The following is a 21949-nucleotide window of genomic DNA, read 5'->3' as shown; positions in this document are numbered from 1 at the left end:
CGCATCGACTCAGCCGCACAACCACTACACAATCAAACTGTACAACTAAACTGTACAACTGAGTGGAAGGTGAGCGTTACGATGCCCGCATGGACGAAGACGCGCTGGCCGAAGCGCTGCGGCGGTCACTCGGCGAACTGGTCCGGGCGGTCCGTACGGTGGACACCATGCCGCCCGGCGAGGCCGCCGTCCTCGGGTTCCTCGACCGCGACGGCCCCTTGACCACCGCTGACCTCGCCCGCCTGCGCGGCGTCACCCACCAGTCGGCCGCCACCTCGGTCAAGGACCTCTCCGCCGGCGGCCTGGTCCGTGGCGAACGGCATCCCGACGACGGCCGGAAGCTCCTGCTGCATCTCACCGACGCCGGCCGCTCTCGCCTTCAGCGGGAACGCGCTCTCCGCGCCGGCGCCCTCGGCTCCACCATCCGTGAGACCTTCACCCCCGACGAGCAGCGGCGACTCGGCGAGGCCGTCGACCTGCTGTCCCGCCTGACGGCCCGGCTCACCGGACACTGACGACTGGCCGCGGCACGACGCACGGGCCGAGCACCCGCGCCGTCAGGCCGCGATCCGGCGCCCTGTCACCGCGTCGGGCCGGATGCGCACCCACAGGTCGCGCCGGCCGCCCGCCCAGGGCTTGCTGTAGGAGCGTCGGGTCAGCCGGAGCACCTCGCCGCGGTCGGTCACCGGTTGGGCGTGCCCCCGCACGAGCACGCTCCAGCCCTGGCTGAACACGTCGTCGATGCGGTCGATCTCGAACGCCACCCGGGAGCCGGACGCCAGGGACGGCGCGGCGCCCCGCGCGGTCCTGAAGACGATCGTCCCGTCGACGACGCTGTAGTTGACGGGCACGATCAGCGGTCCGCTCTCCGTGGACACCGCGAGCCGTCCGACCCCGTGCGTGGCCAGCAGGTCCCCGCACTCCGTCCTGCTCAGCTCGGTGAACACGGGTGCGGGCGCGGCCTGCCCCGCGCCCGGCGGCCGGTCGACGTCCCCTCCGGTGAGCGCCGAGACGGTGGTCTCCAGCGCTCCGGCCAGCCTGAGCATCGCGCTGCGGCTCGGCGCGGCGCCCGGGTGCTGTTCCAGATGCCGCAGATAGCCCGTGGCCATATCCGCTCGCGCGGCGGCCTCCGCCCGGGAGAGCCCCTGCGCGACGCGTCGTGCGGCGATACGACGGCCCAGGTCGCCCGCGGGCGAGCCGTCCGGCGCCTTCGCCTGTGTCTGCTCGGTCATGGCCCTTCGTGTCCCTTCGTCGGAGCGCTCGGACGGAGAGGTCCTCGGCCGCCTTCCCGACGCGGTCGCCGGGTGCGCCCGTCACCGATCGCGTCGGGGAGGCGGCCGGTGCCCGGAGGCCGGACCCCGCCGGCAGCCGTCCACCGCGCGCCTCTCGGGACTCCGTGACCGGCCACGGCTCCAGCCTGCCCCGGCGCACCGCAGCCCCGCGCGGGCCGACCGGTCCCCGCCGCCCGCCGACCGGGCCCCCGCTCCCGGGCGCGGGCGGCGCGGAACGAGAGCCTGCCGTCCCACCCGGCCGGGGCCGACCGGCCCTTCCCCGCCGCCGGCCCGCGCACTCCCGGGGCGTCCGGGGTGCGGGGCGCGCCGTCGGAACGTACGTTGGCGTCCTGGTGTCCGACCGTGGACACGGGCGGGCTCCGCGGCAGCCGTCCCGGACGGCCCAAGGACCCGACGGGAGGGGAGGCGGCATGGCCGGCGGACAAAAGGTGACACTGCCACGCAAGGTGTACGAGGCGGAACTGCTGCGTCTTCAGACGGAGTTGGTGAAGCTCCAGGAGTGGGTGCGGTCGACCGGCGCACGGCTCGTGGTGGTCTTCGAGGGGCGGGACGCGGCCGGCAAGGGCGGCACGATCAAGCGGGTGAACGAGCACCTGAACCCGCGGGTGGCCCGGGTCGCGGCGCTGCCACGGCCCACCGAGCGCGAGCGCACCCAGTGGTACTTCCAGCGCTACGTGGAACACCTGCCGGCCGCGGGGGAGATCGTGCTGTTCGACCGGTCCTGGTACAACCGGGCGGGCGTCGAGCACGTCATGGGCTTCTGCACGAAGGAGGAGTACCAGCTCTTCCTGCGGCAGTGCCCGATCTTCGAGCGGATGCTGGTCGAGGACGGGATCCTGCTGCGCAAGTACTGGTTCTCGGTGAGCGACACGGAGCAGCAGGAGCGTTTCAGGCGCCGTCTCGACGATCCGCTGCGGCGCTGGAAGCTGTCGCCGATGGACCTGGAGTCGATCACACGCTGGGAGGCATACTCCCGCGCCAAGGACGACATGATGGTCCACACCGACATCGCGGAGGCCCCCTGGTACGTGGTGGAGAGCGACGACAAGCGGCGCGCGCGGCTGAACACGATCGCCCATCTGCTGGCGTCCGTTCCCTACGAGGAGGCCGCGCCGCAGGTGCTGCGGCTGCCGGAGCGTCCGCCGTCGACCGGCTACGAGCGTCCGCCGCGGGATCTGCAGACGTACGTCCCCGATCACGCGTCGGGTCTCTGAGCGATCGGCTCCTCCCGGGAACGGGTCGCGGACGAGGACGACCGGGTACGCCGAGCGGCGCGGGGAACGGGATCGGCTCCGAGGGCGACCGGGCACGCCGGCCCGGCGCGGGAGCCGGTGAGCGACCTGCCTCCCACCGGTTCCCGCCGTGGCCGTCTCCTCGGGACGTCGTGCGCTCCCGCCCCCGTTCTGGGCCGAAGGGCCCACCGCGCGGTCCGAACGGCCCGTGGCGGGCGGCGGCCCCCGGTGTCCAGGCTGGAGGCGAACCCACGAACGGAGTCCGCCGCGATGACTGTGAACACCACCATGAGCGCGGTTCTCGAGCCCGCTCACCGCGAGAAGCTGCTGGCTCTCGCACGCGAGGTCGGCTTCGCCGCCGGGGAGCGCATGTTCGAGGAGGGGTGGCGCGCCGACCGTTTCTGGATCGTGCGCACCGGCACCGTCGCTCTCGACGTGCGGGTGCCCGGACGCCCGTCCGCCGTCATCGAGACCCTGGGCCACGGCGAACTCGTCGGCTGGTCGTGGCACTTCCCGCCCTACCTCTGGCACCTGGGCGGCGAGACGACGAGCCCGGTGCGGGCCTGGGAGTTCGACGCCGACGCCGTCCGGGCGCTCTGCGGCGAGGACCCCGAGTTCGGGCGGGCCGTGGCCACCTGGGTCGGGGCGACCATGGCCCACCGGCTGCACGCGTGCCGGACCAGGCTCCTCGACCTCTACGCCCCGCACGGAAGCGGGGCACTGCTGTGACCGCCGTGGACGCCCGCGCCCACGGCCCGCGCCGGGTGCGGGACGTGATGACGCGCGCCGTCGTCGCCGTGGGGCGCCGGGCCCTCTTCAAGGACATCGTCGAGCGCATGCGGCAGTGGCAGGTCAGCGCCCTGCCGGTGCTGGCGGGTGACGGCCGGGTGATCGGCGTGGTGTCCGAGGCGGATCTGCTGCCGAAGGAGCAGTTCCGGGACGGCGGTCAGGGCCCGTCGGCGGAGGGCGGACTCACCGGTCTCGCCAAGGCGGGCGCGGTGTCCGCCGGGGAGCTGATGAGCGCTCCCGCGGTCACCGTGCACGCGGACACCACGCTCGCCGAGGCCGCGCGCGTCATGGCGCTGCGGCGGGTCAAGCGGCTGGTCGTCACCGACGCCGAAGGCGTCCTGGAGGGCGTGGTGAGCCGCGGCGATCTGCTCAAGGTGTTCCTGCGCACGGACAGCGACCTCGCCGACGAGATCCGGCACGACGTCGTCGGGGCGCACTTCCCCGCCCCGGCCGAGCTGGTGCACGTCACGGTCGTCGAGGGCGTCGCCGTCCTGACGGGGCAGGTGCGTTCCGACGACCGGATCGCGCTCGCGGCGCGTCTGGTGGGCGGGGTCGAGGGGGTCGTGGGCGTGGAGTGCCGGCTGACCGCGCCGGCCGCGCGCTGACGCTGGGGCCGCGACAGCAGCGCGCCGCTCCCGGGACCACGACAGCCGCACGCTGATCCCGACCCCGGGCGGCCGGCCCCCGCCCCGGGGAGGGAGTCGGGGGCGGCCCCCCGGGTCGGGGTCGGCTCAGCCCTCCCACCTCCAGTCGGCGACCTCCGGCAGGTCCGTGCCGTGTTCGGTGATCCAGGCGCGGTGGCGGGTGCGCGCGTCGGCCATCGTCTGGCGGACGTGGGCCGCGCGGACGGCGAGCCCGGGGACCCGGTCGATGACGTCCATGACGAGCCGGTACCGGTCGAGGTCGTTACGGACGACCATGTCGAAGGGCGTGGTCGTGGTGCCCGACTCCTTGTACCCCCGCACATGGAGGTTCGGGTGTCCGGCGCGTCCGTAGGCCAGGCGGTGGACCAGCCACGGATAGCCGTGGTAGGCGAAGATCACGGGTTTGTCGGTGGTGAACAGGCCGTCGTACTCGAAGTCGGGCATGCCGTGCGGGTGGTCCTCGTGCCGCAGCAGCCGGGTCATGTCGACGACGTTGACCACCCGCACCGCCAGCGCGGGCAGGTGCCGGCGCAGCAACTGGGCGGCGGCCAGCACCTCTTGGGTGGGTACGTCGCCCGCGCAGGCCAGGACGACGTCGGGTTCGCGTCCGCCGTCGGTGCTCGCCCAGTCCCAGGTCCCGGCCCCGCGTGCGCAGTGGGCGCGCGCCTGGTCCATCGTCAGCCAGTCGAAGCAGGGCTGCTTGCCCGCGACGACGACATTGACGTAGTCGCGGCTGCGCAGGATGTGATCGGCCACGGAGAGCAGGGTGTTGGCGTCCGGCGGCAGGTAGACCCGCACCACCGAGGGGCTCTTGTTGAGGACGTGGTCGACGAATCCGGGGTCCTGGTGCGAGAAGCCGTTGTGGTCCTGGCGCCAAACGTGCGAGGTGAGAAGGTAGTTGAGGGACGGGACCGGGGCCCGCCAGGACAACTCGCGGGAGGTCTTCAGCCACTTGATGTGCTGGTTGACCATCGAGTCGACGATGTGCACGAACGCCTCGTAGCAGGAGAACAGTCCGTGCCGGCCGGTCAGCAGATAGCCCTCGAGCCAGCCCTGGCAGAGGTGTTCGGAGAGGACCTCCATCACCCGGCCGTGCCGGTCGAGGTGTTCGTCGACCGGGAGCGTCCCGGCCTGCCATGCCTTGCCGCTGGCGTCGAAGACGGCCTGGAGGCGGTTGGACGCGGTCTCGTCGGGGCCGACGAGCCGGAAGTCGCGGCTTCGCCGGGTGTCGTTCATGACCCGGGCGAGGAGGTCGCCGAGCACCCGGGTGGGCTCGTGCAGGGTGGCACCGGGCGCGTCGACCGGGACGGCGAAGGTGTCGAGGGGCGGCAGGGGCAGTTCGCGGGTGAGGAGTCCGCCGTTGGCGTGCGGGGTGGCACCGAGCCGCCTGGCCCCCTCGGGCACGCAGCGCAGCACCTCGGGGACCGGACGGCCGTCCGCGTCGAACAGTTCCTCGGGCCGGTACGAGCGCAGCCACCGCTCCAACTGCCGCAGGTGCCGCGGGTTCTCGCGGACGCCGGCGAGCGGGACCTGATGCGCGCGCCAGGTGCCCTCGACGGGTACGCCGTCGACCTCGGCGGGCCCGGTCCAGCCCTTGGGGGTGCGCAGGACGATCATCGGCCAGTGCACCCGCTCGGTGACGCCCTCGTCGCGGGCGGTGCGCTGCATCACGGCGATGGTGTCCAGCGCCTGGTCGAAGGCGGCCGCCAGTGCCCGGTGCACGGTGTCGGGGTCGTCGCCCGAGACGTGCAGGGGCTCGTGGCCGTATCCCCGCAGCAGCGCGTCGAGTTCGGATTCCGGCAGCCGGGACAGGACCGTCGGGTTGGCGATCTTGTAGCCGTTGAGGTGCAGGATCGGCAGCACGGCGCCGTCGTGGACCGGGTCGAGGAACTTGGTGGAGTGCCAGGACGCGGCGAGCGGTCCGGTCTCCGCCTCGCCGTCACCGACCACGCAGGCCACCAGGAGGCCCGGGTTGTCGAAGGCGGCGCCGTAGGCGTGCGCGAGGGAGTAGCCGAGTTCGCCGCCCTCGTGGATGGAGCCCGGGGTCTCCGGGGCGACATGGCTGGGCACCCCGCCGGGGAAGGAGAACTGGCGGAACAGCCGTCCCATGCCGGCCGCGTCCCTCGACACGTCGGGGTAGGTCTCGCTGTAGCTCCCCTCCAGCCAGGAACCGGCGAGGACGGCGGGCCCGCCGTGTCCAGGCCCCCAGACGCACAGGGCGTCGAGGCCGCGCGCCCCGATCACCCGGTTGAGGTGGGTGTACACGAGGTTGAGGCCGGGCGAGGTGCCCCAGTGGCCGAGCAGCCGGGGCTTGATGTGCTCGGGTGCGAGCGGCTCGGTGAGCAGCGGATTGGCCATGAGGTAGATCTGGCCCGCCGCCAGGTAGTTGGCGGCACGCCAGTGCGCGTCCAGGGCGCGCACCTCCTCGTCGGTGAGTGCGGGGGCGTCCGTACGAGCGGCCTTGGCCATGGGATCTCCGGGTTCATCGCTTCAGAAAGGGGTGCATGCCGACGAAAAGGGGTGCATGCCGGGAATGCTAGGAATGTTCCGGCACGACGGCGACCGGGCAGGACGCGTGGAGCAGCAGCGCGTGGGCCACCCCGTTCGGCCGGACGCCGGTGTGCCCGTGCCTGCGCCGGGTCCCGACGACGATCAGGTCCGCCTCGCGGGAGACCGCGAGCAGCACGTCGCGGGGGTGCCCCTCGACCGTGGCGCCGTCCACTTCGAGCGTGCCCGGGGCGTCCCGCAGGGCGTCCGCGAGGCAGGCGGCGGCAGCGGGCCGCTCGGGGAGCCCTGGCCCGCCGTCGGCCCGCGCAGGCCCGGCGGTCGCCTGGAGAGGGCTCCGCCGCCGGACCCGGACAGCCCGCAGGGACGTCCCCCGCAGCGCCGCCTCGTCCAGCGCGAAACGCGCGGCGGCGGAGCCGCCCGCGACGGCGTCGACACCGAGGGCGATCCGTCCCGCGGCCGGCGACGGCGGCTGACCCCCGCCGCCGCGCACCACGATCACGGGGCAGTGGGCGTGTCCCGCGACGCCGAGGCTGACGGAGCCGAGGAACGCGCGGCCCATGGTGCCGCGTCCGCGGCACCCGAGCACCAGCGCCTGTGCGGTGGCGCTCTCCCGTACGAGGACCGATTCGGGGTCCTCGGGGAACACGGCCAACGTGACGGTCGCGTCCGGGTGCCGCAGGCGGGCTCGGCGCTCCGCGACGGCCGCGTTCTCCTCGACCCGCATCCGCTCGTAGGGCTCCTCCGGGTCCAGCGGGAGAAGTCCGCCTTCGTAACGCTCCCAGAGGGACGCGTGGACCAGCCTGAGCGGCGCCCCGCGCAGCGCGGCCTCGTCGGCCGCCCAGTCCACCGCTCGCAGGCTCGGCTCGGTCCCGTCGATTCCGACGGTGACCGGAAGCCCCGTGGCGCTCACCGTCCCGGCCCCGGGACGGGTGAGAGCCCGTGGGCGAGTGCGGGTTGGCGGGCCGCTGCCCGTTCCGTCCTCATGTGTTCCTCTCCTCGGGTGACCGGTCGTGTCCTCGGACGGCCCACCGTGCGGGGCCGCCTCTGCCGGCCACCCGTGCGGGACGTCGGGTCCGGGACGGTCCCGATGGCCGGGTCCGCCTGCCCGGACCGGATGTCGCGCTCCCAAGCCTGTCGATGGCAGACCGCGTCCGTGAGGGGCCGTTCGACCCCGTACGGGACCGAACGGCCCCGGAAGCCCGGGGCCGGCCGGCGGCGCGTCGGGCGCGACCGTCCGGTGGACGCCGCGCGGGCGCGGAGAGCCGAACGGTCCGCGCGGGGGCCTGATGGCCCCTGGCCGGTACGCCGCCGCGGCCGGAGGCTGGAGTCGGACCAGCCACCGAGGACCCGGAGTTCACCATGTACGGCACCCGGCACATCGTCAGCGACGTCATGACCCAGACGGTCGTCTCGGTCGGTCGGCGGGCCCCCTTCAAGGAGGTCGTGTGGCTAATGCAGGAGTGGCGGGTCAGTGCCCTGCCTGTGACCGAGGGCGAGGGGCGGGTGGTCGGCGTGGTCTCGGAGGCCGACCTGCTGCCCAAGGAGGAGCTGCGCGACAGCCCGCCGGAGGGGTACGTCAGGCTCCGCGGCGGCGCCGGGACGGCCAAGGCGCGGGCGGTGACCGCGGGCGACCTGATGTCCTCCCCCGCGGTCACGGTGCGCGCCGGCGCCACTCTCGCGGAGGCCGCCCGCGTCATGGCGCGGGCCGGGGTCAAGCGGCTGCCCGTCGTCGACGGGACCGGTCTGCTGGAGGGGCTCGTCAGCCGCGCCGACCTGCTCGACGTCTTCCTGCGCGCCGACGACGACATCGCCGAGGAGGTGCGGCGGGAGATCGTGTCCTACCTGCTCCCGCCGCCCGGCTCGGTGGTCCAGGTCGAGGTGCGCGACGGTGTCGCCACCCTGACCGGCCGGATCCGCGACACCTCCCTGGTCCCGGTGGCCGCCCGGCTGGTGCGGGCGGTCGAAGGGGTGGTGGACGTGCGGTTCGACCTGGCGCACGGCGGGTCAGGGGCCGGCCTGCCCGGGTAGTGCCCCGCGAGGCGGGCCCCCCTCCGGCACAGCGGCACCCTCCGCTTGCGGCGAACGGCGGTCCACCGCGCCGAGGGCCCGGTCGGTCGTCCGGCGGGGGCCGACCGGCCCTGCCGTCGGACGCCCTCGCCGTCGGACGCTTGACGGGGGACACGGCGCACACGGACCGCCCTTCCAGCGGGTCGGTCGGACGACCGGACGGAGATCGATCATGAAGGCCAGACAGTGGACCGCGCGGATCTACCTCACCGAGGACGGCGACGAGACCCAGGCGCGGGCCGTCCTGACCACACAGGACTCCTGGCGTGAGGACACGGCGCACCTGGTGGGCCGGGGCACGGCCCGCCGTGACCCGGGCGACCGGGCCATCCCGGAGATCGGTGACGAACTGGCGGCCGGCCGGGCTCTGGAGGACCTCGCGATCCGCCTGCACGAGGTCGCCTCCGACGACATCGCTCACCTCGCGGCACCCCCCGACAAGGCCGACAGGGCCGACAGGGCCGACAAGGCCGACAAGGCCGACAAGGCCGACAGTTGACGGGAGCGGTCGCCCGGCGGTTCAGCCGCGCGGGACCACGGCGACCGGGCACGGAGCATGGTGCAGCACCGCGTGCGTGACGTGCCCGAGCGGGAACCCCGGGGCGTGCGCGGCCCTGCGCGCTCCGACCACCAGGAGGTCGCTGCCCCCGGCGGCCTCGATGAGGGCTCCGGCGGCGGAGGACGCCTTCACCGTCTCCACCGCGACGGTCAGCTCCGGGAACTCCTCGCGGACCGGTTCGACCATGCGCGCCGTCGCCTCGGCCTCCGCCTCCGCGATGCCGCCGAGGTCGTCGAACATGGTCGCCATGGACCCCACGTTCTGCAGGAACATCCACACGCTGGTCACCTTGAGCGACGCGCCGTGCGCGCGGGCGGTCCACGCGGCGTGACGCAGCGCGGACAGGTCGCCGTCGTCGCGGACGGCGGCCGTCACGGTGCCGCGCGGCGGCATCTCCCGCGCCCCGCGCACGACCACGACCGGTCCTCGCGCCCTGGCCGCCGTGCGCAGTCCGACCGATCCCAGGAGCAGCGCGGAGAACCCTCCACGACCGCGGGAGCCGACCACGACCGTCCCGTCGCCCCCCGCCGCTTCCACCAGGCTCCGCGTTGCTCCGTCGCGGCTGAGCCAGGTGCGCGCGTCGGCGTCAGGGTGCCGCTGGGACACGCGCGCCATCGCGTCGTCGAGGATCTCCCGCGCGCCGCCGAGCACGCTGCTCGAACCGTCGAAGGGCAGATGTCCGGCGTGCTCGACGCCCGTCGCGTGGAGCACGGTCAGGGGGCGGTCGCGGGCCACCGCCTCGTCGGCGGCCCACAGCACCGCGCGGGTCGCCTGCTCGGAGCCGTCCGTGCCCACGACCACAGGCCCGAGGCCGCGGGCCGGGGATTCAGTGGTGTTCATGGCTACCTCCCGATGCGACAGTCGCCGGGTACGACCCTTCCCCGTCACGCTGCCCCGGCAGTGACCGGCGAGGGCAGAGCCACCGGGGGTGCCCCCGGGGGCCGAAGGTCCCTGTCCGCGCTCCGGACGGCCCCCGGCGCGGACGGCCGCTACCGGAAGCGGACGCCGTCGGTCCGTGCCGTGGCCGAGTAGGCGTCGTGCCAGGCGGCCCTGGCACCGGAGTCCCCGATCCGGTAGACCTGCACACAGGCCCCGACCGCGGCGGCCAGCGACAGCACCAGGACGGCCAGGCGCAGCGGCATCGCGACGGTGACAGCGCGGGACTCCGGCTGCCCGGACGCGGCGCGCGCGGTCCGCCGGTAGACCCACCACACCACGACGGACATCACGAACAGCGCGATCACCCAGGGGAGGAGTTCGTCACCGAGCCCGGTGTGCCTGCGGACCAGGGCGTCGCTCTGGACGTGCCGCTCCAGCCACTCCCCCGCGTGCGTCGTGATCGGCACGCTGATCAGGGTGACCAGCGCGAGCACCGGCAGGGCGATCCCGAACCGTCGCGCCACGGACGGCCAGACGGCGCACGCCAGCAACGCCAGCGCGGTCAGCGGTACCAGGACCACGACGAAGTGCACGAGCAGGACGTGGGCGGGGAGGCCATTGACGAGGACGGGTCCCATGGGGCTCCTTGCGGGTTCGGTGGCCGGTGTCACGCGGAGCGGACGCCGGGTGCGGGCGGTCAGCGGTTCCTGGTCAGCATGATGGTGCGTATCGGTGGAAACCGGACGTCCGCCACTCCTGGCCGTCGGGCAGGATCGCGAACGCCTCGTAGCCCTCGAGGGCCTCAAGCCACTCCCGCGCCCCGTCACCGCGGGCGAACGCGGCGGTCGCGCAGGCGTCGGTGGGGGTCAGCCGGTTCCCGACGACCGTGAGGGAGGCGAACGCCGTGGCGGGGCGCCCGCTGTGCGGGTCGACGATGTGGTGACCCCGCTCCGCGGTGCCTGAGGTGGCGATCGCCGCCTCACCGGAGGCGGTGACCACGGTGGCGAGTTCACCGGGCCGCAGCGGGTGGGCTGTGCCCACCCGCCACGGAACGCCGTCGGCCGCCCGGCCGCGGAGCTGGATGTCCCCGCCGCCGTTGACACACGTGTTGCGGGCCCCTGCCTCGTACAGGAGCCGGGAGGCCGCCTCGGTGGCCCAGCCCTTGACGAGGCCGGAGGGGTCCAGGGCGCCGGCCGGGACAACACTGAACCAGCCGTCGCTCTCGTGGGTGGCCCGCGCGCACAGCGACAGGACCTCGTGGACCTCGGGCGGGCACTGACCGAGCCGGATCTCGCCCCGGTCGAGGCGGCTGATGTGGCTGTCGGGCCGGTAGGGCGAGAACACCGCGTCGACGCGGTGGAGGTGCCGCACGGCTTGGGCCAGGGCTTCGCGGATGGCCCTGGTGGGGCGGTCCCTGATGTCGAACGAGAAGACCGTGCCCATGACGTGCTCGACGTGGCGCGGGAGGCGCTCGGGGTCAGCCATGCGCCTGGTCCAGGGCACTCTGCAGGGACCGGACGTAGCCCTGGCTGGTGTAGCTGGCGCCGGAGACCGCGTCGATGTGCGCGCTCTGCGCGCCGATCGCCTCCTGGGTGAGGCGGGGCAGCGCGTAGGAGGCGATCTGCCGGTCGCGTCCGTTTCCGTCCGGTGCCCGAAGGACCTTCACCGCGGTGATCCGCCCCTTGGCGAGGGTGACGGCGACCTGCACGGTCCCGTACGACGTGTCGACGGGGTCCCCGGTGAACGTGCCCGTGCCCGCCGGTGCGCCGGACGCGCCGCCGGTGGGCGGATGCGCGGACGGACCGGCCGCGGGACCGCGGATCGCACCGCTGGCCAGGGCCGGCGGCTGATGGGGTTTGAGAGCGAGCAGCGTGACGACCAGGGCGCTGATCCCGGTGGTGGCGACGACGGCGCGGCGCATGACTGGTGCTCCTCAGAAGGCGAAGGACTCGTGGTGGATGCGCCGGGCCGGGACGCCGGCCTCCCGCAGGGCGCCGGTTGCGGCCCTCGCCATGCCGGGCGGACCGCAGAGGTAGACGTCGTGCGCCGCCAGGTCGGGGACCAGGGCGCTCAGGCCCGCCGCGGTGAGGGGAGAGGCGGGTCCGCCCGGCTCGTCGACGACATGGTGGACGGTGGCGCCCCGGCGGGCGGCTATCGCGTCGATCTCGGCGCGCAGGGCGAGATCGACGGTGCGGCGGGCCCGGTGGACGAGCGTGACCTGCCCCGGGAGCGTCTCGAAGAGAGCGCGCAAGGGCGTGATGCCGACCCCGCCCGCGAGCAGAAGCACCTTGGCGGCGGTGCGGCGCCTGGCGGTGAACCCGCCGTACGGGCCCTCGGCCGAGACCCTGGTCCCGGGGGCGAGGTGGGCGAGCGCGGCGCTGTGCGCGCCCGCGGACTTCACGGTGATGCGCAGATGACGGGGGTGCGCGGGGGCGGACAGGGAGTAGGGGTTCGCGGTCCACCACAGTCCGCGGGCGAGGAACCGCCAGCGCAGGAACTGGCCGGGCTCGCCGCCCAGTTCGTCCAGGTGCTCGCCGGTGAGGTGGACGGAGACGACGCCCGGGGCCTCGGGACGTACCTCGGCGACGCGCATGCGGTGGCGCAGCCCGCGTCGGAGGGGGACGGCGAACCTGAACCAGACGAGCAGCGCGGCGACGCCGATGAACAGCGCGTACCAGGCGGCCTGGGCGAGTCGGTCGCCGACGAAGTCGGCACCGTCCGAGAGCTGGTGTCCGAAGCTGAGGAAGACCGCCAGATAGGTGGCGAAGTGGAGGTAGTGCCAGGTCTCGTAGCTCATCCTGCGGCGGGCCGCGCGGGCCGACAGGATGCCGGTGGCCAGGAACAGCAGGAACCCGATGGTGCCTTTCAGAAGGTCGGGACAGCTCAGCACGAGGGTGGAGGTCTCGCTGACCACTCCGGTGTGCGAGGTCAGCGAGTACCCCCAGATGACGAGCAGGGTGTGGGCGAGCGCCAGCGAGACCGTGCAGCGCCCGCCCAGCGCGTGCCAGCGGGCGAGCCGGTCGGTGCCGACGCCGTGGTCGAGGAGCGGGACGCGTGCCATCAGCGCCAGCAGCACGGCGCAGGCGTAGCCGGCCAGCAGCCCGGTGATGCGTCCTGCGCCGGTCAGCCAGCCGGCCGGGCCGACGACCGCGGTGGTGTGGCTCCACCACAGGCCCAGCACACCGGCGGCACCGGCCCAGATCAGCAGCTGCGCCAGGAAGGGCACCGGGGTGCGGCGGGGGCGCCGATGGCGGACGCCGCCGCTCGCGCGGGAAGCGCCGGTCACGGTGGTGGTCATGAGGTTCCTCCGGTCGGGGCCGCTTCGGCGGCGGACGGTCAGCAGCCTCACAGCCGTACTTCTGCGAATCCTCTGAATGGGCCCCGCCTGCCGGTCCTCGCGCTCATTCAGAGGAAACTCAGAGACACCGTCCGCCCGGTGACGGCCCGCGTCGGGGGATGCTGGGGGGACCATGGACGAACCGCTCACCGCACCCCCGCTGCACCACGCCGACGGCGCCCCCGTACGGATCCTGGTCGTCGACGACGAACCGGACGTCACCGACGTGCTGGCCGGAGCGCTGACCGGTGAGGGGTGGGAGGTCCGCGCCGCCGCCGACGGCTCCACCGCGCTGCGCACCGCGGCGGAGTTCAGGCCCGACGCGGTGGTCCTGGACTGGATGCTGCCGGATCTCGACGGACTCCAGGTCCTGCGCGCGCTCCGGCGGGAGGCGCCCAGCGTGTGCGTCCTGTTCCTGACGGCCCGGGACGCGGTGGAGGACCGCATCGCGGGGATCACCGCGGGCGGGGACGACTACGTCACCAAGCCGTACAGTCTCGAGGAGGTCATCGCCCGGCTGCGCGGCCTGCTGCGGCGGGCCGGTATGACCGCGGGCACGGGGACGGCCTGGCTCGCCGTCGGTGACCTCGCCATGGACGAGGAGGCCAGGGAGGTCAGGCGCGGCGGTGCCGTCGTCGACCTGTCGCGCACCGAGTTCGAACTCCTTCGGTTCCTGATGCGCAACCCGCGCCGGGTGCTGTCCAAGGAGCAGATCCTCGACCGGGTGTGGGCCTACGACTTCGGTGGCCGTGCCCATGTCGTCGAGCTGTACATCAGCTATCTGCGACGCAAGATCGACGCCGGACGGAGTCCGATGATCCACACGGTGCGCGGTGTCGGGTATGTCCTCAAGCCGGGTCAGTGATGAGACGCCCGCTCCCCCGCACGCTCCGCGGCCAGCTCACCGCCGGTCTCGTCGTGCTGCTCGCCCTGGCGTGTCTGGCCGTCGGGGTCAGCACCGCGCTGGCGCTGCGCGGTTTCCTGCTGGGGCGTCTCGACCTGCAGCTCACCGCCTCCGGGGGCCGTTTCGCGGCGAGCCTGGAGCACGAGGCCAGGCCCGACGCCGACAACCGCCCCGACACCCGCGGGCAGGCCGACGCCACCTTCGGGGCACGCCTCCTCGGCGGAGAGGTCACCCGGGCGGCCGTCGTAGACGACACCGCCGACCGGTCCGTCCCGCTGACCGCCGACGAGCGCCGCGCCCTGGCCGCGGTCCCCACCGACGGCCGGGGGCACGACGTACGGCTGTCCACGTTGGGCATCTACCGGGTCGTGGCGGTGCCGGGTGACGACCGGGACGTCCTGGTCACCGGCCTTCCCCTGCACCCGGTGGAGGACACCGTGCACCGTCTCGAAGCGGTCGAGGCCGCGTTGTTCGGTGCCGCGCTGCTGGTCACCGGTGTCGCCGGGGCGCTGTGGGTGCGCGTCTCCCTGCGCCCCCTCAAGCGGGTCACCGCGCAGGCGGCGGAGGTGGCGGCGCTGCCGCTGGCCAGCGGTGAGATCGCCATGCCCGCGCCGCTGGCCGACGCCGACCCCGGCACCGAGGTCGGGCAGGTGGGCAGCGCCCTCAACCACATGCTCGGCCACATCGAGGACGCCCTCGTGCGCCGCCACGCGAGCGAGGAGAGGCTCCGCCATTTCGCCGCGGACGCCAGTCACGAGCTGCGGACTCCGGTGGCCAACATCCGCGGTCACGCCGAACTCGCCCTGCGGCGCGTGGGCCCCCTGCCGGGCGAGGTCAGGCACGCCCTCCAGCGCATCGACGCGGAGTCCCGGCGGATGTCGGGGCTCGTCGACGACCTCCTGCTGCTGGCCAGGATCGACGCCGGGCGGCCCCTCGCCCACGAGCCGGTCGACCTGACCCGCCTGATCCTGGACGCGACGGACGACGCGCGGGCAGCCGCCCCCGACCACGTCTGGCTGCTCGACCTGCCCGACTCCCCGGTCGTCGTCACCGGTGACGCGCACCGGCTCCAGCAGGCCGTCGGCAACCTCCTCGCCAACGCCCGCACGCACACCCCGCCCGGCACGGAGACGACTGTCGCGCTCACCCAGGAGGGGACCGGGGTCCGGGTACGGGTCAGCGACAACGGGCCGGGCATCCCACAAGCGCTCCAGGGGGAGGTCTTCGGGCGGTTCGTCCGCGCCGACCACGCGCGCTCCCGCGCCACCGGGAGCACGGGGCTCGGGCTCGCGATCGTCCACGCCGTCGTGACCGCGCACCACGGGACGGTCACCGTCACCAGCCGGCCGGGCGGGACGACCTTCCTGCTGACGCTTCCCCGCTGAGGGGGCGGCCGGGGGGCCATGCGGTCCCGTCGGGGTCCGGTCGGCCCAAGCCGGGGCCGCGGGCGTCGGCGGAGGCTGTGAGGTGTGTGCCCCAGGTCGGCCGCCCGCGTCGGCACCGGATGAAACCGGTCGGGACCGGGCCGGGCGGCTGGGCCTCCCAGGAGGGGGGAACGGAAGGAACGGTCATGAAAGCGTTCGTCTTCGAAGGCCCCGGCGCGGCCGCCTGGCAGGAAGTGCCCGACCCCCTCGTCGAGGAGCCCGGTGACGTCGTCGTCCGGGTGGACGCCGTCACCATCTGCGGCACCGATCTGCACATCCTCAAGGGCGACGTCCCCGAGGTGCCCTCGGGGACGGTCCTCGGGCACGAGGCCGTCGGCGAGGTCGTCGAGGCGGGACCTGACGTGCGCGGGGTCCGGCCCGGCGACCGGGTGCTCGTCTCCTGCATCACGGCCTGCGGCCGGTGCCGCTTCTGCCGGGAAGCCGTCTACGGACAGTGCCGCGGCGGCGGGGGCTGGATCCTCGGCCACCTGATCGACGGCACGCAGGCGGAGTACGTCCGTGTCCCGCACGCCGACCTGTCCGTGTACCCGCTGCCCGGGTCGCTCGCGAGCAACGACGCCGTCCTCCTCGCCGACATCTTCCCCACCGCCTACGAGGTGGGTGTCCGCAACGGCCGGGTGCGGCCCGGGGACACCGTGGCCGTCGTCGGTGCCGGGCCCATCGGGCTGGCAGCCGTCGCCACGGCCGGACTCCTGTCCCCCGACCGGGTCATCGCGATCGACCTCGCGACCGGCCGCCTCGACGCGGCCAAGCACTTCGGCGCCGACGCCGTGGCGCTCGCGGACGAGGACCCCGGGCGGCTCGTCGCCGACCTGACCGACGGGCTCGGGGCCGATGTCGTCATCGAGGCAGTCGGCGCACCGGAGACCTTCGAGCTGTGCACCCGTCTGGTGCGGCCGGGCGGGCATGTCGCCAACATCGGTGTGCACGGGAAACCCGCCGTGCTGCACCTGGAGGACCTGTGGATCAGGAACCTGACGATCACCACGGGCCTCGTCGACACCCGTTCGACGCCCACGCTGCTGCGGATGGCCGCGGCAGGACGGCTGCCGACGTCCCCGATGGTCACCCACACCTTCCCGCTCGACGCGATGCGGGAGGCGTACGACGTGTTCTCCCGGGCCGCGGACACCGGCGCCCTGAAGGTCGTGCTCGGCCGGCCACCGCACGACGTGGTGAGTCTCCGCGCCGCGGACGGGGCGTGAGCGCGATGACGGCCGGAGACATCGGGCGGCGCCCGGCCGGCCGTCGGCGGGAGCTGGGCCTGACGGCGGACGAGGTGGCCGACCCGGCCGGGGTCGCGCCCGGATATCCGCGGTACGTGGAGGGGACCCCCTCCGCGACTCCGGGGCTCGCGTTCCTGCTCAGCGTCGCGGACGCGCTGGACACGACGGTGTCCCGGCTCAGGGGCGGCGCGCGCGACCTGCCCGAGGGCGCCGGGCGGGCCGCGGGCGAGACCTGTGGACGCGGATCGCTCCCGTGCGGCTCTCCGGCCGCAGGATCGAGGCGGGCTGAACCGTCCCGCCCGCCACGGGGCCGCGGCTCAGGGGAGGTCGAGGGTTCGCGCGGTCCCGGGGGCGATGGTGAGGGTGCGGCCGCCGAGCCGCACGGTGAGCGGGCTGCCGTCGGACTCGGACACGCCGACCCCGAGCCGCCCTGAGCCGAGGCGCAGGGTGACGTCCCAGTGGTCGCGGTAGCGGACGGTGAGGGTGAAGTCCGACAGCTGCGGCAGCGGCGCCGGGTCGAGGCGCAGGGCGTCGGAGCGTGGCTCGAGACCGGTGAGGCACCGCTGCACGAGATCGAGGGTGCCGGCCATCGCTCCCAGGTGGATGCCCTCCTCGGTGGTGCCGCCCTGCAGATCGGCCACGTCACCGGTGAGGGCCTCGTGGACGTGGCGCCAGGCCCCGGCGCGGCGGGCGCGGGCCAGGACCCAGCCGTGGACCAGGCCGCTGAGGGTCGAACCGTGGCTGGTGCGGGCCAGGTAGTGGTCGACGGTCGTCCGCCAGCGCGCGTCGTCGAGCGGGTACCCCAACCGGCCGAACAGCGCGGCGAGTTCGTCGGGCGGGAAGAGGTAGCCCAGCATCAGGACGTCGGCCTGCTTGGACGCCTGGTAGCGGTTGACCGAGTCCCCCTCGGCCTCCAGGATGCGGTCGAGCCGGCGGATGTCGCCGTACCGCCGGCGGTAGCCGTCCCAGTCCAGGGCCGGGAGGTCCGCGTAGCCGTCGAACTGGCTGATGACGCCCTGGTGGAAGGGCACCCGCAGCCGTCGTGACACGTCCTCCCAGAGTTCCGGCTCCGCCGGGTCCAGGGCGACGCGCTCGAACAGTTCGTCCCGGCGGTGCCTGGGCAGGGCCCGGCAGAGGTCGAGGGCACGGGCCAGCACCCACGCCGCGGTGACGTTGGTGTACGCGTTGTCGTCGATTCCGGGCCGGTCCGCTCCGGGGTAGGCGTCGTGGTACTCGTCGGGGCCCATCACCCCGAGGATGCGGTACCGCTCGCGCGCCGGGTCCCACAGCGCGCTGTCCGCCCAGAACCGGGCGATCTGGAGCAGCGTCTCGGCGCCGTCGCCGTACAGGAAGCCCGTGTCGCCGCTGGCCTCGCAGTAGCGCCAGATGTTGTAGGCCACCGCGGAGCCGACGTGCTGCTGGAGCCGGGAGTGGTCGGGCAGCCACCGTCCGGAGCGCGGGTTGAGGTGCAGGAGCTGGGTCTCCTCCCGGCCGTCGCTGCCGCTCTGCCAGGGGTACATGGCGCCCTTGTGGCCCGCCTCGGCCGCCGCCCGGCAGGCCGCGCCCAGCCTGCGGCACCGGTAGCCGAGCAGGGCCCGGGACACCTCGGGCAGGTGCAGGTCGAGGTACGGCAGGACGAACAGCTCGTCCCAGAAGACGTGCCCGCGGTACGCCTCTCCGTGCAGCCCCCTGGCGGGCACGCCGACGTCCAGTCCCGCGGTGTGCGGCGACAGCGTCTGCAGGACGTGGAAGAGGTGCAGCCGCAGCACCTTCCCCGCCCTGTTCGCGACGTCCAGTTCGGCCCGCCGCCACAGATGTGCCCAGGCGGTGGTGTGGGAGGCGAGGAGTCCGGAGAAGTCGGCGGCGCCCGCGACCCGGTCGAGGGCGGCGTCCAGCGGGTCGCCGATCGCCGGGTCGCGCGAGGTGTGCAGGGCGACCGTCTTCTCCACGGTGACCGGCCGCCCGTCGGTGACCGCCAGGGCGAGGCGGTGGACGACCGCGAGCGGACCGGGCTCCGGACTGCTGGTGAGGGGCGGTTCCGGCCTCACCCGGACCCGGGCCGCCATCGCGACGCGGACACCCGAGGAGGCGGTACGGCAGTCGAGCCAGACGGTGGCGGGCCCGACCGCCCCGGTCGCGTGCCCGGTGAGGTGCCGGCCGTCCAGGTCGCGGTAGCGCTCCACACCGGCGTTGGTGACGTCGCCGTCCAGCGCGGACTCGACCTCCAGCTCGCCGCTCCACCCCTCGGGCGTGAGCCTCGTCGACAACGCCGCCAGGTGCGGATCGCGCATGTGTACGATCCGCCGCTGCTCGACGGCAATGACCCGGCCCGCGCCGTCGCACAGCCGCATGCGGCGCGTCAGTCTGCCCCGGCGCAGGTCGAGGACCTGCTCGTAGGCCAGCGGCACCCGCGCGTCCGGAGTGAACCAGTCGCCGCCCGCGGCCCGGAACCGCAGGGGCAGCCAGTTGGGGAGGTTCACCAGATCCTCGTTCTCGACCTCGCGTCCGGCCACCGACGAGACGAGCCGGTCGTAGCAGCCCGCCGCGTAGGTGCCCGGATAGTGCGCCGGTCCCCGTGCGGCCTCCGGAGCCGCTCCCCGGGTCGCGAAGCGGCCGTTGCCCAGGGTGCACAGCGCCTCCCGCAGCCGCTCGTGGCGCGGGTCGTAGCCCTCGTACCGCCAGGTCCAGTCACGCACGGTCAGCCACCTCTCCGACGAGCAGTTCGGCCAGGTCGCCGACGACCAGGTCGGCCCCGCGGGCGCGCAGGTCGGCGGCGCTGGTGGGACCGGCCGTGCGGTCGACGCCCACCACGAGCGCGAAGCCACCGCGCCGCCCGGCCTCCACCCCGGCCAGCGCGTCCTCGATCACGGCGGAACGGTCCGCGGCGACGCCCAGGCGGCGGGCCGCCTCCAGGAACAGCGCCGGGTCGGGCTTGCCCGGCAGCGCGAGGCGGGCGGCCTCGGTTCCGTCCACCACGGTGGCGAACAGGTCGCGGACCCGGGCCCGCTCCAGCAGCTGCGGCGCGTGCCGCGACGCGGACACGGCGGCGCACGGCACCCGCTCCGCGCGCAGGGCACGCAGCAGCCGCACCGTCCCTGGGTAGGCGACGACGCCGTGCTCCCGCAGGGCCTGTGCGAACAGCCGCTCCTTGGCCTCGGCGACCGCCCGTACCGTCGCGTCCGAGGTGTCGAGTCCCCGTGCGGCGAGGAACCCGGCTGCGCCGTCGAGCCGCGATCTGCCGTCGACGTGCCGCCGGTAGTCCTCCACCGGGTCGAACATCTCGTTCTGTCCGACGCTCCGCAGGTAGGCGTCGAAGACCTGTTTCCACGCGGCGGCGTGCACACGCGCGGAGTCGGTGATCACCCCGTCCGTATCGAACACCACGGCCCGCGCGGCCCGCAGTGGCCGCACGAACTGCGAGAGCGCCACAGCCACCAGCATGCCGTCACCTCGTCGGGGAGCGCGACCGCGCGGTGGGGGAACCGGGGGGTGCTATCCGGTGCGGCGACGCCAGCGCGGTCCGACGTCGGCCCATTCCCGTTCCCAGTTCCGCGAACGCACCGTGTCGAGCCGCCACATCGCGGCGCTGGTGCCGCCCAGCAGCAGGCCGCCCGCGCAAGCGGACGCCAGAGCGCCGAACATCACCGACTGCGCCTGCGCGGACCGCACGCTGACCGGGGCGGTGGTCAGGTTCCCCTGCCGGTCGAGCCAGACCGTGGTCCTGGTGCCGGCCTTCAGCCCGGAGACCACCTGCGTCGTACCGGTGCGGGACGCCCCGCCCGGCGTGGTCCAGCGCACCTGCCCGCTCGTCAGGTCGGCGGTGGGGTAGCCACCCCGGGACGCGGGCGCGTCCGTGACCAGGACCGCCGTGGCGGTGTGCCGGTCCTGGCGCTGCCGGGACAGGGAGTGGCCGGTGCTCAGGGCCGTCAGGGTGCCGACGAGGGGCACGGCGACGACGAGCAGCAGGGCCGCGAGCAGCATGATCCATGTCTCCAGGACGTCCGACCGCCGCCTGAGCGGGTTGCTCCGCAGACGCCACATCCGCACGGTCGTCCTCATCGTCGTCCACCCTTCCGCCCTGGGCCGGGTTTCCTCCCACAGGGCGAGCCTCGCAGCCCCTGGAGGCACCCCACCAGGGCCACCGAGGTGCCTCGGAGGGGACATCCGGTCCCCGTTCCGCACCCGGATGGAGCCGTTCGGCCCTGTACGGGAGGGGCGCACTGGGCGACGATCCCGAGAGGACCCGGACGAAGGGACGTCATGGACGGCACAGGGCAGTTCTCGGAGCGGAGGCCGGTGCGGGTCTTCCTGCTCGACGACCACGAGGTGGTCAGGCGCGGGCTGCGCGACCTGCTCGACGCCGAGCCGGACATCGAGGTGGTCGGCGAGGCCGGCACCATCGACCAGGCGATGGCCCGGGGTCCCGCGCTCCGCCCGGACGTCGCGGTGCTCGACGTGCGCCTCCCGGACGGCAACGGCATCACCGTCTGCCGGGACCTGCGCGACCGGATGCCCGCTCTCGCCTGTCTGATGCTGACGTCCTTCGATGACGACGACGCGCTGCTCGACGCGATCATGGCGGGCGCCTCGGGGTACGTGCTGAAGCAGATCAAGGGGTCCGACCTCGTGTCGGCGGTACGGACCGTGGCCTCCGGGCAGTCGATGCTCGACCCGGCGACCACCGCCCGCCTGATGAACAACCTGCGGGGCGCCGACGCCCCACCGGACCCGCAGAGCGAGACCCTCGACAAGCTGACACCGCGCGAACGCGAGATCCTGGCGCTGATCGGCGAGGGACTGACCAACGGCCAGATCGGCAAGCGGCTCTACCTGTCCGAGAAGACGGTCAAGAACCACATCTCCCGGCTGCTCGCCAAACTCGGCGTCGAACGCCGCATCCAGGCCGCCGTCCTGGCGACCCAGCACCAGCCGCCGGCCGTCTGACCGGAACGGGACGGCCTGGGCACGCCGCGCCCCGGCGGTGCGGCACCGTCCGCTGCGAAGGACCGGTGTCCGGCCGCGACCGGGCTCCGCCGCTGAGCAACACCGCCATTTCGCCGCTCATCG

At 74.1% G+C, this 21949-nt stretch carries 21 protein-coding genes; 10 read left to right on the top strand and 11 right to left on the bottom strand.

Features of this window, described 5'->3' with window-relative positions; genetic code table 11:
- Positions 1 to 89 precede the first annotated feature (89 nt).
- Positions 90 to 515, top strand: coding sequence for a MarR family winged helix-turn-helix transcriptional regulator (locus tag DDJ31_RS31750; protein WP_127176972.1), 426 nt, complete (start codon positions 90 to 92; stop codon positions 513 to 515).
- Between the two features lie 42 nt (positions 516 to 557).
- Here DDJ31_RS31750 and DDJ31_RS31745 read toward each other — a convergent pair whose 3' ends face one another.
- On the bottom strand, positions 558 to 1232 hold the full coding sequence (locus DDJ31_RS31745) for a pyridoxamine 5'-phosphate oxidase family protein (RefSeq protein WP_127176973.1): 675 nt from the start codon (positions 1230 to 1232) through the stop codon (positions 558 to 560).
- 470 nt (positions 1233 to 1702) lie between these two features.
- Between DDJ31_RS31745 and ppk2 the strand changes: the two genes are divergently transcribed.
- The 3 genes from ppk2 (at position 1703) to DDJ31_RS31730 (ending at position 3918) form a co-directional block, all read left to right on the top strand.
- Positions 1703 to 2506 (top strand): polyphosphate kinase 2, encoded by an 804-nt coding sequence (ppk2, locus tag DDJ31_RS31740; RefSeq protein WP_127176974.1) that lies wholly within the window; start codon positions 1703 to 1705, stop codon positions 2504 to 2506.
- A gap of 288 nt (positions 2507 to 2794) precedes the next feature.
- The gene (locus DDJ31_RS31735) at positions 2795 to 3253 is read left to right on the top strand and encodes a cyclic nucleotide-binding domain-containing protein (protein ID WP_127176975.1); all 459 of its coding nucleotides are present in this window, start codon (positions 2795 to 2797) and stop codon (positions 3251 to 3253) included.
- Positions 3254 to 3300: 47 nt separating this feature from the next.
- On the top strand, positions 3301 to 3918 hold the full coding sequence (locus DDJ31_RS31730) for a CBS domain-containing protein (protein WP_127182508.1): 618 nt from the start codon (positions 3301 to 3303) through the stop codon (positions 3916 to 3918).
- Positions 3919 to 4044: 126 nt separating this feature from the next.
- Here DDJ31_RS31730 and DDJ31_RS31725 read toward each other — a convergent pair whose 3' ends face one another.
- Positions 4045 to 6426 (bottom strand): phosphoketolase family protein, encoded by a 2382-nt coding sequence (locus tag DDJ31_RS31725; RefSeq protein ID WP_127176976.1) that lies wholly within the window; start codon positions 6424 to 6426, stop codon positions 4045 to 4047.
- Between the two features lie 67 nt (positions 6427 to 6493).
- Positions 6494 to 7375, bottom strand: coding sequence for a universal stress protein (locus DDJ31_RS31720; RefSeq protein WP_127176977.1), 882 nt, complete (start codon positions 7373 to 7375; stop codon positions 6494 to 6496).
- 449 nt (positions 7376 to 7824) lie between these two features.
- On the opposite strand from DDJ31_RS31720, the gene DDJ31_RS31715 reads away from it, so the two are divergent.
- Together DDJ31_RS31715 and DDJ31_RS31710 are read left to right on the top strand one after the other, a co-directional pair.
- Positions 7825 to 8493 carry a CBS domain-containing protein gene (locus tag DDJ31_RS31715; protein WP_127176978.1) on the top strand — a complete coding sequence of 223 codons (669 nt, stop codon included), beginning with the start codon at positions 7825 to 7827 and terminating at the stop codon, positions 8491 to 8493.
- Positions 8494 to 8704: 211 nt separating this feature from the next.
- Positions 8705 to 9031 carry a dsRBD fold-containing protein gene (locus tag DDJ31_RS31710; protein WP_127176979.1) on the top strand — a complete coding sequence of 109 codons (327 nt, stop codon included), beginning with the start codon at positions 8705 to 8707 and terminating at the stop codon, positions 9029 to 9031.
- Positions 9032 to 9052: 21 nt separating this feature from the next.
- On the opposite strand, the gene DDJ31_RS31705 is transcribed toward DDJ31_RS31710, so the two are convergent.
- The 5 genes from DDJ31_RS31705 to DDJ31_RS31685 form a co-directional block, all read right to left on the bottom strand.
- Positions 9053 to 9931 (bottom strand): universal stress protein, encoded by an 879-nt coding sequence (locus tag DDJ31_RS31705; protein WP_127176980.1) that lies wholly within the window; start codon positions 9929 to 9931, stop codon positions 9053 to 9055.
- A 149-nt stretch (positions 9932 to 10080) separates the two neighbouring features.
- The gene (locus DDJ31_RS31700) at positions 10081 to 10608 is read right to left on the bottom strand and encodes a DUF2231 domain-containing protein (protein WP_127176981.1); all 528 of its coding nucleotides are present in this window, start codon (positions 10606 to 10608) and stop codon (positions 10081 to 10083) included.
- A 73-nt stretch (positions 10609 to 10681) separates the two neighbouring features.
- The gene (locus DDJ31_RS31695) at positions 10682 to 11455 is read right to left on the bottom strand and encodes an FAD:protein FMN transferase (RefSeq protein WP_240677995.1); all 774 of its coding nucleotides are present in this window, start codon (positions 11453 to 11455) and stop codon (positions 10682 to 10684) included.
- Complete coding sequence (locus DDJ31_RS31690; protein WP_127176982.1) at positions 11448 to 11891, bottom strand: FMN-binding protein; 444 nt, start codon at positions 11889 to 11891, stop codon at positions 11448 to 11450. Before DDJ31_RS31690 ends, DDJ31_RS31695 begins: the two co-directional genes overlap by 8 nt.
- A gap of 12 nt (positions 11892 to 11903) precedes the next feature.
- On the bottom strand, positions 11904 to 13268 hold the full coding sequence (locus tag DDJ31_RS31685) for a ferredoxin reductase family protein (protein ID WP_127176983.1): 1365 nt from the start codon (positions 13266 to 13268) through the stop codon (positions 11904 to 11906).
- Between the two features lie 172 nt (positions 13269 to 13440).
- Here DDJ31_RS31685 and DDJ31_RS31680 point away from each other — a divergent pair, with 172 nt between their 5' ends.
- The 3 genes from DDJ31_RS31680 (at position 13441) to DDJ31_RS31670 (ending at position 16861) form a co-directional block, all read left to right on the top strand.
- Positions 13441 to 14172: a response regulator transcription factor gene (locus DDJ31_RS31680; RefSeq protein ID WP_127176984.1), complete on the top strand. Its 732-nt coding sequence runs from the start codon at positions 13441 to 13443 to the stop codon at positions 14170 to 14172.
- Positions 14172 to 15596, top strand: coding sequence for a sensor histidine kinase (locus tag DDJ31_RS31675; RefSeq protein WP_127176985.1), 1425 nt, complete (start codon positions 14172 to 14174; stop codon positions 15594 to 15596). The genes DDJ31_RS31680 and DDJ31_RS31675 overlap by 1 nt, the downstream gene beginning before the upstream one ends.
- Positions 15597 to 15781: 185 nt before the next feature.
- The gene (locus DDJ31_RS31670) at positions 15782 to 16861 is read left to right on the top strand and encodes a zinc-dependent alcohol dehydrogenase family protein (RefSeq protein WP_127176986.1); all 1080 of its coding nucleotides are present in this window, start codon (positions 15782 to 15784) and stop codon (positions 16859 to 16861) included.
- 338 nt (positions 16862 to 17199) lie between these two features.
- Here the strand turns inward: DDJ31_RS31670 and DDJ31_RS31665 are convergent, their stop codons facing one another.
- The 3 genes from DDJ31_RS31665 to DDJ31_RS31655 are packed head-to-tail and all read right to left on the bottom strand — an operon-like array spanning position 17200 to position 20941.
- The gene (locus DDJ31_RS31665; protein WP_127176987.1) at positions 17200 to 19578 is read right to left on the bottom strand and encodes a glycoside hydrolase family 65 protein; all 2379 of its coding nucleotides are present in this window, start codon (positions 19576 to 19578) and stop codon (positions 17200 to 17202) included.
- Positions 19571 to 20323, bottom strand: a complete 753-nt coding sequence (locus DDJ31_RS31660; RefSeq protein WP_127176988.1) for an HAD family hydrolase — start codon at positions 20321 to 20323, stop codon at positions 19571 to 19573. The genes DDJ31_RS31665 and DDJ31_RS31660 overlap by 8 nt, the downstream gene beginning before the upstream one ends.
- Before the next feature lie 51 nt (positions 20324 to 20374).
- Positions 20375 to 20941 carry an Rv1733c family protein gene (locus tag DDJ31_RS31655; RefSeq protein ID WP_127176989.1) on the bottom strand — a complete coding sequence of 189 codons (567 nt, stop codon included), beginning with the start codon at positions 20939 to 20941 and terminating at the stop codon, positions 20375 to 20377.
- Between the two features lie 201 nt (positions 20942 to 21142).
- Here DDJ31_RS31655 and DDJ31_RS31650 point away from each other — a divergent pair, with 201 nt between their 5' ends.
- On the top strand, positions 21143 to 21826 hold the full coding sequence (locus tag DDJ31_RS31650; protein ID WP_127176990.1) for a response regulator: 684 nt from the start codon (positions 21143 to 21145) through the stop codon (positions 21824 to 21826).
- Positions 21827 to 21949 lie beyond the last annotated feature (123 nt).

The sequence above is a fragment of the Streptomyces griseoviridis genome (genome assembly GCF_005222485.1).
Classification (GTDB): Bacteria; Actinomycetota; Actinomycetes; order Streptomycetales; family Streptomycetaceae; genus Streptomyces; species Streptomyces hintoniae.
This window is presented reverse-complemented; position numbering and strand designations above follow the sequence as displayed.

Excerpts from the sequence above, each read along its gene's own strand:
- DDJ31_RS31735 (WP_127176975.1), top strand. The coding sequence starts at position 2,795 with ATGACTGTGAACACCACCATGAGCGCGGTTCTCGAGCCCGCTCACCGC.
- DDJ31_RS31680 (WP_127176984.1), top strand. The coding sequence starts at position 13,441 with ATGGACGAACCGCTCACCGCACCCCCGCTGCACCACGCCGACGGCGCC.
- DDJ31_RS31695 (WP_240677995.1), bottom strand. The coding sequence starts at position 11,455 with ATGGCTGACCCCGAGCGCCTCCCGCGCCACGTCGAGCACGTCATGGGC.
- DDJ31_RS31675 (WP_127176985.1), top strand. The coding sequence starts at position 14,172 with ATGAGACGCCCGCTCCCCCGCACGCTCCGCGGCCAGCTCACCGCCGGT.
- DDJ31_RS31670 (WP_127176986.1), top strand. The coding sequence starts at position 15,782 with ATGAAAGCGTTCGTCTTCGAAGGCCCCGGCGCGGCCGCCTGGCAGGAA.
- DDJ31_RS31690 (WP_127176982.1), bottom strand. The coding sequence starts at position 11,891 with ATGCGCCGCGCCGTCGTCGCCACCACCGGGATCAGCGCCCTGGTCGTC.
- DDJ31_RS31750 (WP_127176972.1), top strand. The coding sequence starts at position 90 with ATGGACGAAGACGCGCTGGCCGAAGCGCTGCGGCGGTCACTCGGCGAA.
- DDJ31_RS31715 (WP_127176978.1), top strand. The coding sequence starts at position 7,825 with ATGTACGGCACCCGGCACATCGTCAGCGACGTCATGACCCAGACGGTC.
- DDJ31_RS31650 (WP_127176990.1), top strand. The coding sequence starts at position 21,143 with ATGGACGGCACAGGGCAGTTCTCGGAGCGGAGGCCGGTGCGGGTCTTC.
- DDJ31_RS31660 (WP_127176988.1), bottom strand. The coding sequence starts at position 20,323 with ATGCTGGTGGCTGTGGCGCTCTCGCAGTTCGTGCGGCCACTGCGGGCC.
- DDJ31_RS31745 (WP_127176973.1), bottom strand. The coding sequence starts at position 1,232 with ATGACCGAGCAGACACAGGCGAAGGCGCCGGACGGCTCGCCCGCGGGC.
- DDJ31_RS31705 (WP_127176980.1), bottom strand. The coding sequence starts at position 9,931 with ATGAACACCACTGAATCCCCGGCCCGCGGCCTCGGGCCTGTGGTCGTG.
- DDJ31_RS31710 (WP_127176979.1), top strand. The coding sequence starts at position 8,705 with ATGAAGGCCAGACAGTGGACCGCGCGGATCTACCTCACCGAGGACGGC.
- DDJ31_RS31685 (WP_127176983.1), bottom strand. The coding sequence starts at position 13,268 with ATGACCACCACCGTGACCGGCGCTTCCCGCGCGAGCGGCGGCGTCCGC.
- DDJ31_RS31655 (WP_127176989.1), bottom strand. The coding sequence starts at position 20,941 with ATGAGGACGACCGTGCGGATGTGGCGTCTGCGGAGCAACCCGCTCAGG.
- DDJ31_RS31725 (WP_127176976.1), bottom strand. The coding sequence starts at position 6,426 with ATGGCCAAGGCCGCTCGTACGGACGCCCCCGCACTCACCGACGAGGAG.
- DDJ31_RS31730 (WP_127182508.1), top strand. The coding sequence starts at position 3,301 with ATGACGCGCGCCGTCGTCGCCGTGGGGCGCCGGGCCCTCTTCAAGGAC.
- DDJ31_RS31700 (WP_127176981.1), bottom strand. The coding sequence starts at position 10,608 with ATGGGACCCGTCCTCGTCAATGGCCTCCCCGCCCACGTCCTGCTCGTG.
- ppk2 (WP_127176974.1), top strand. The coding sequence starts at position 1,703 with ATGGCCGGCGGACAAAAGGTGACACTGCCACGCAAGGTGTACGAGGCG.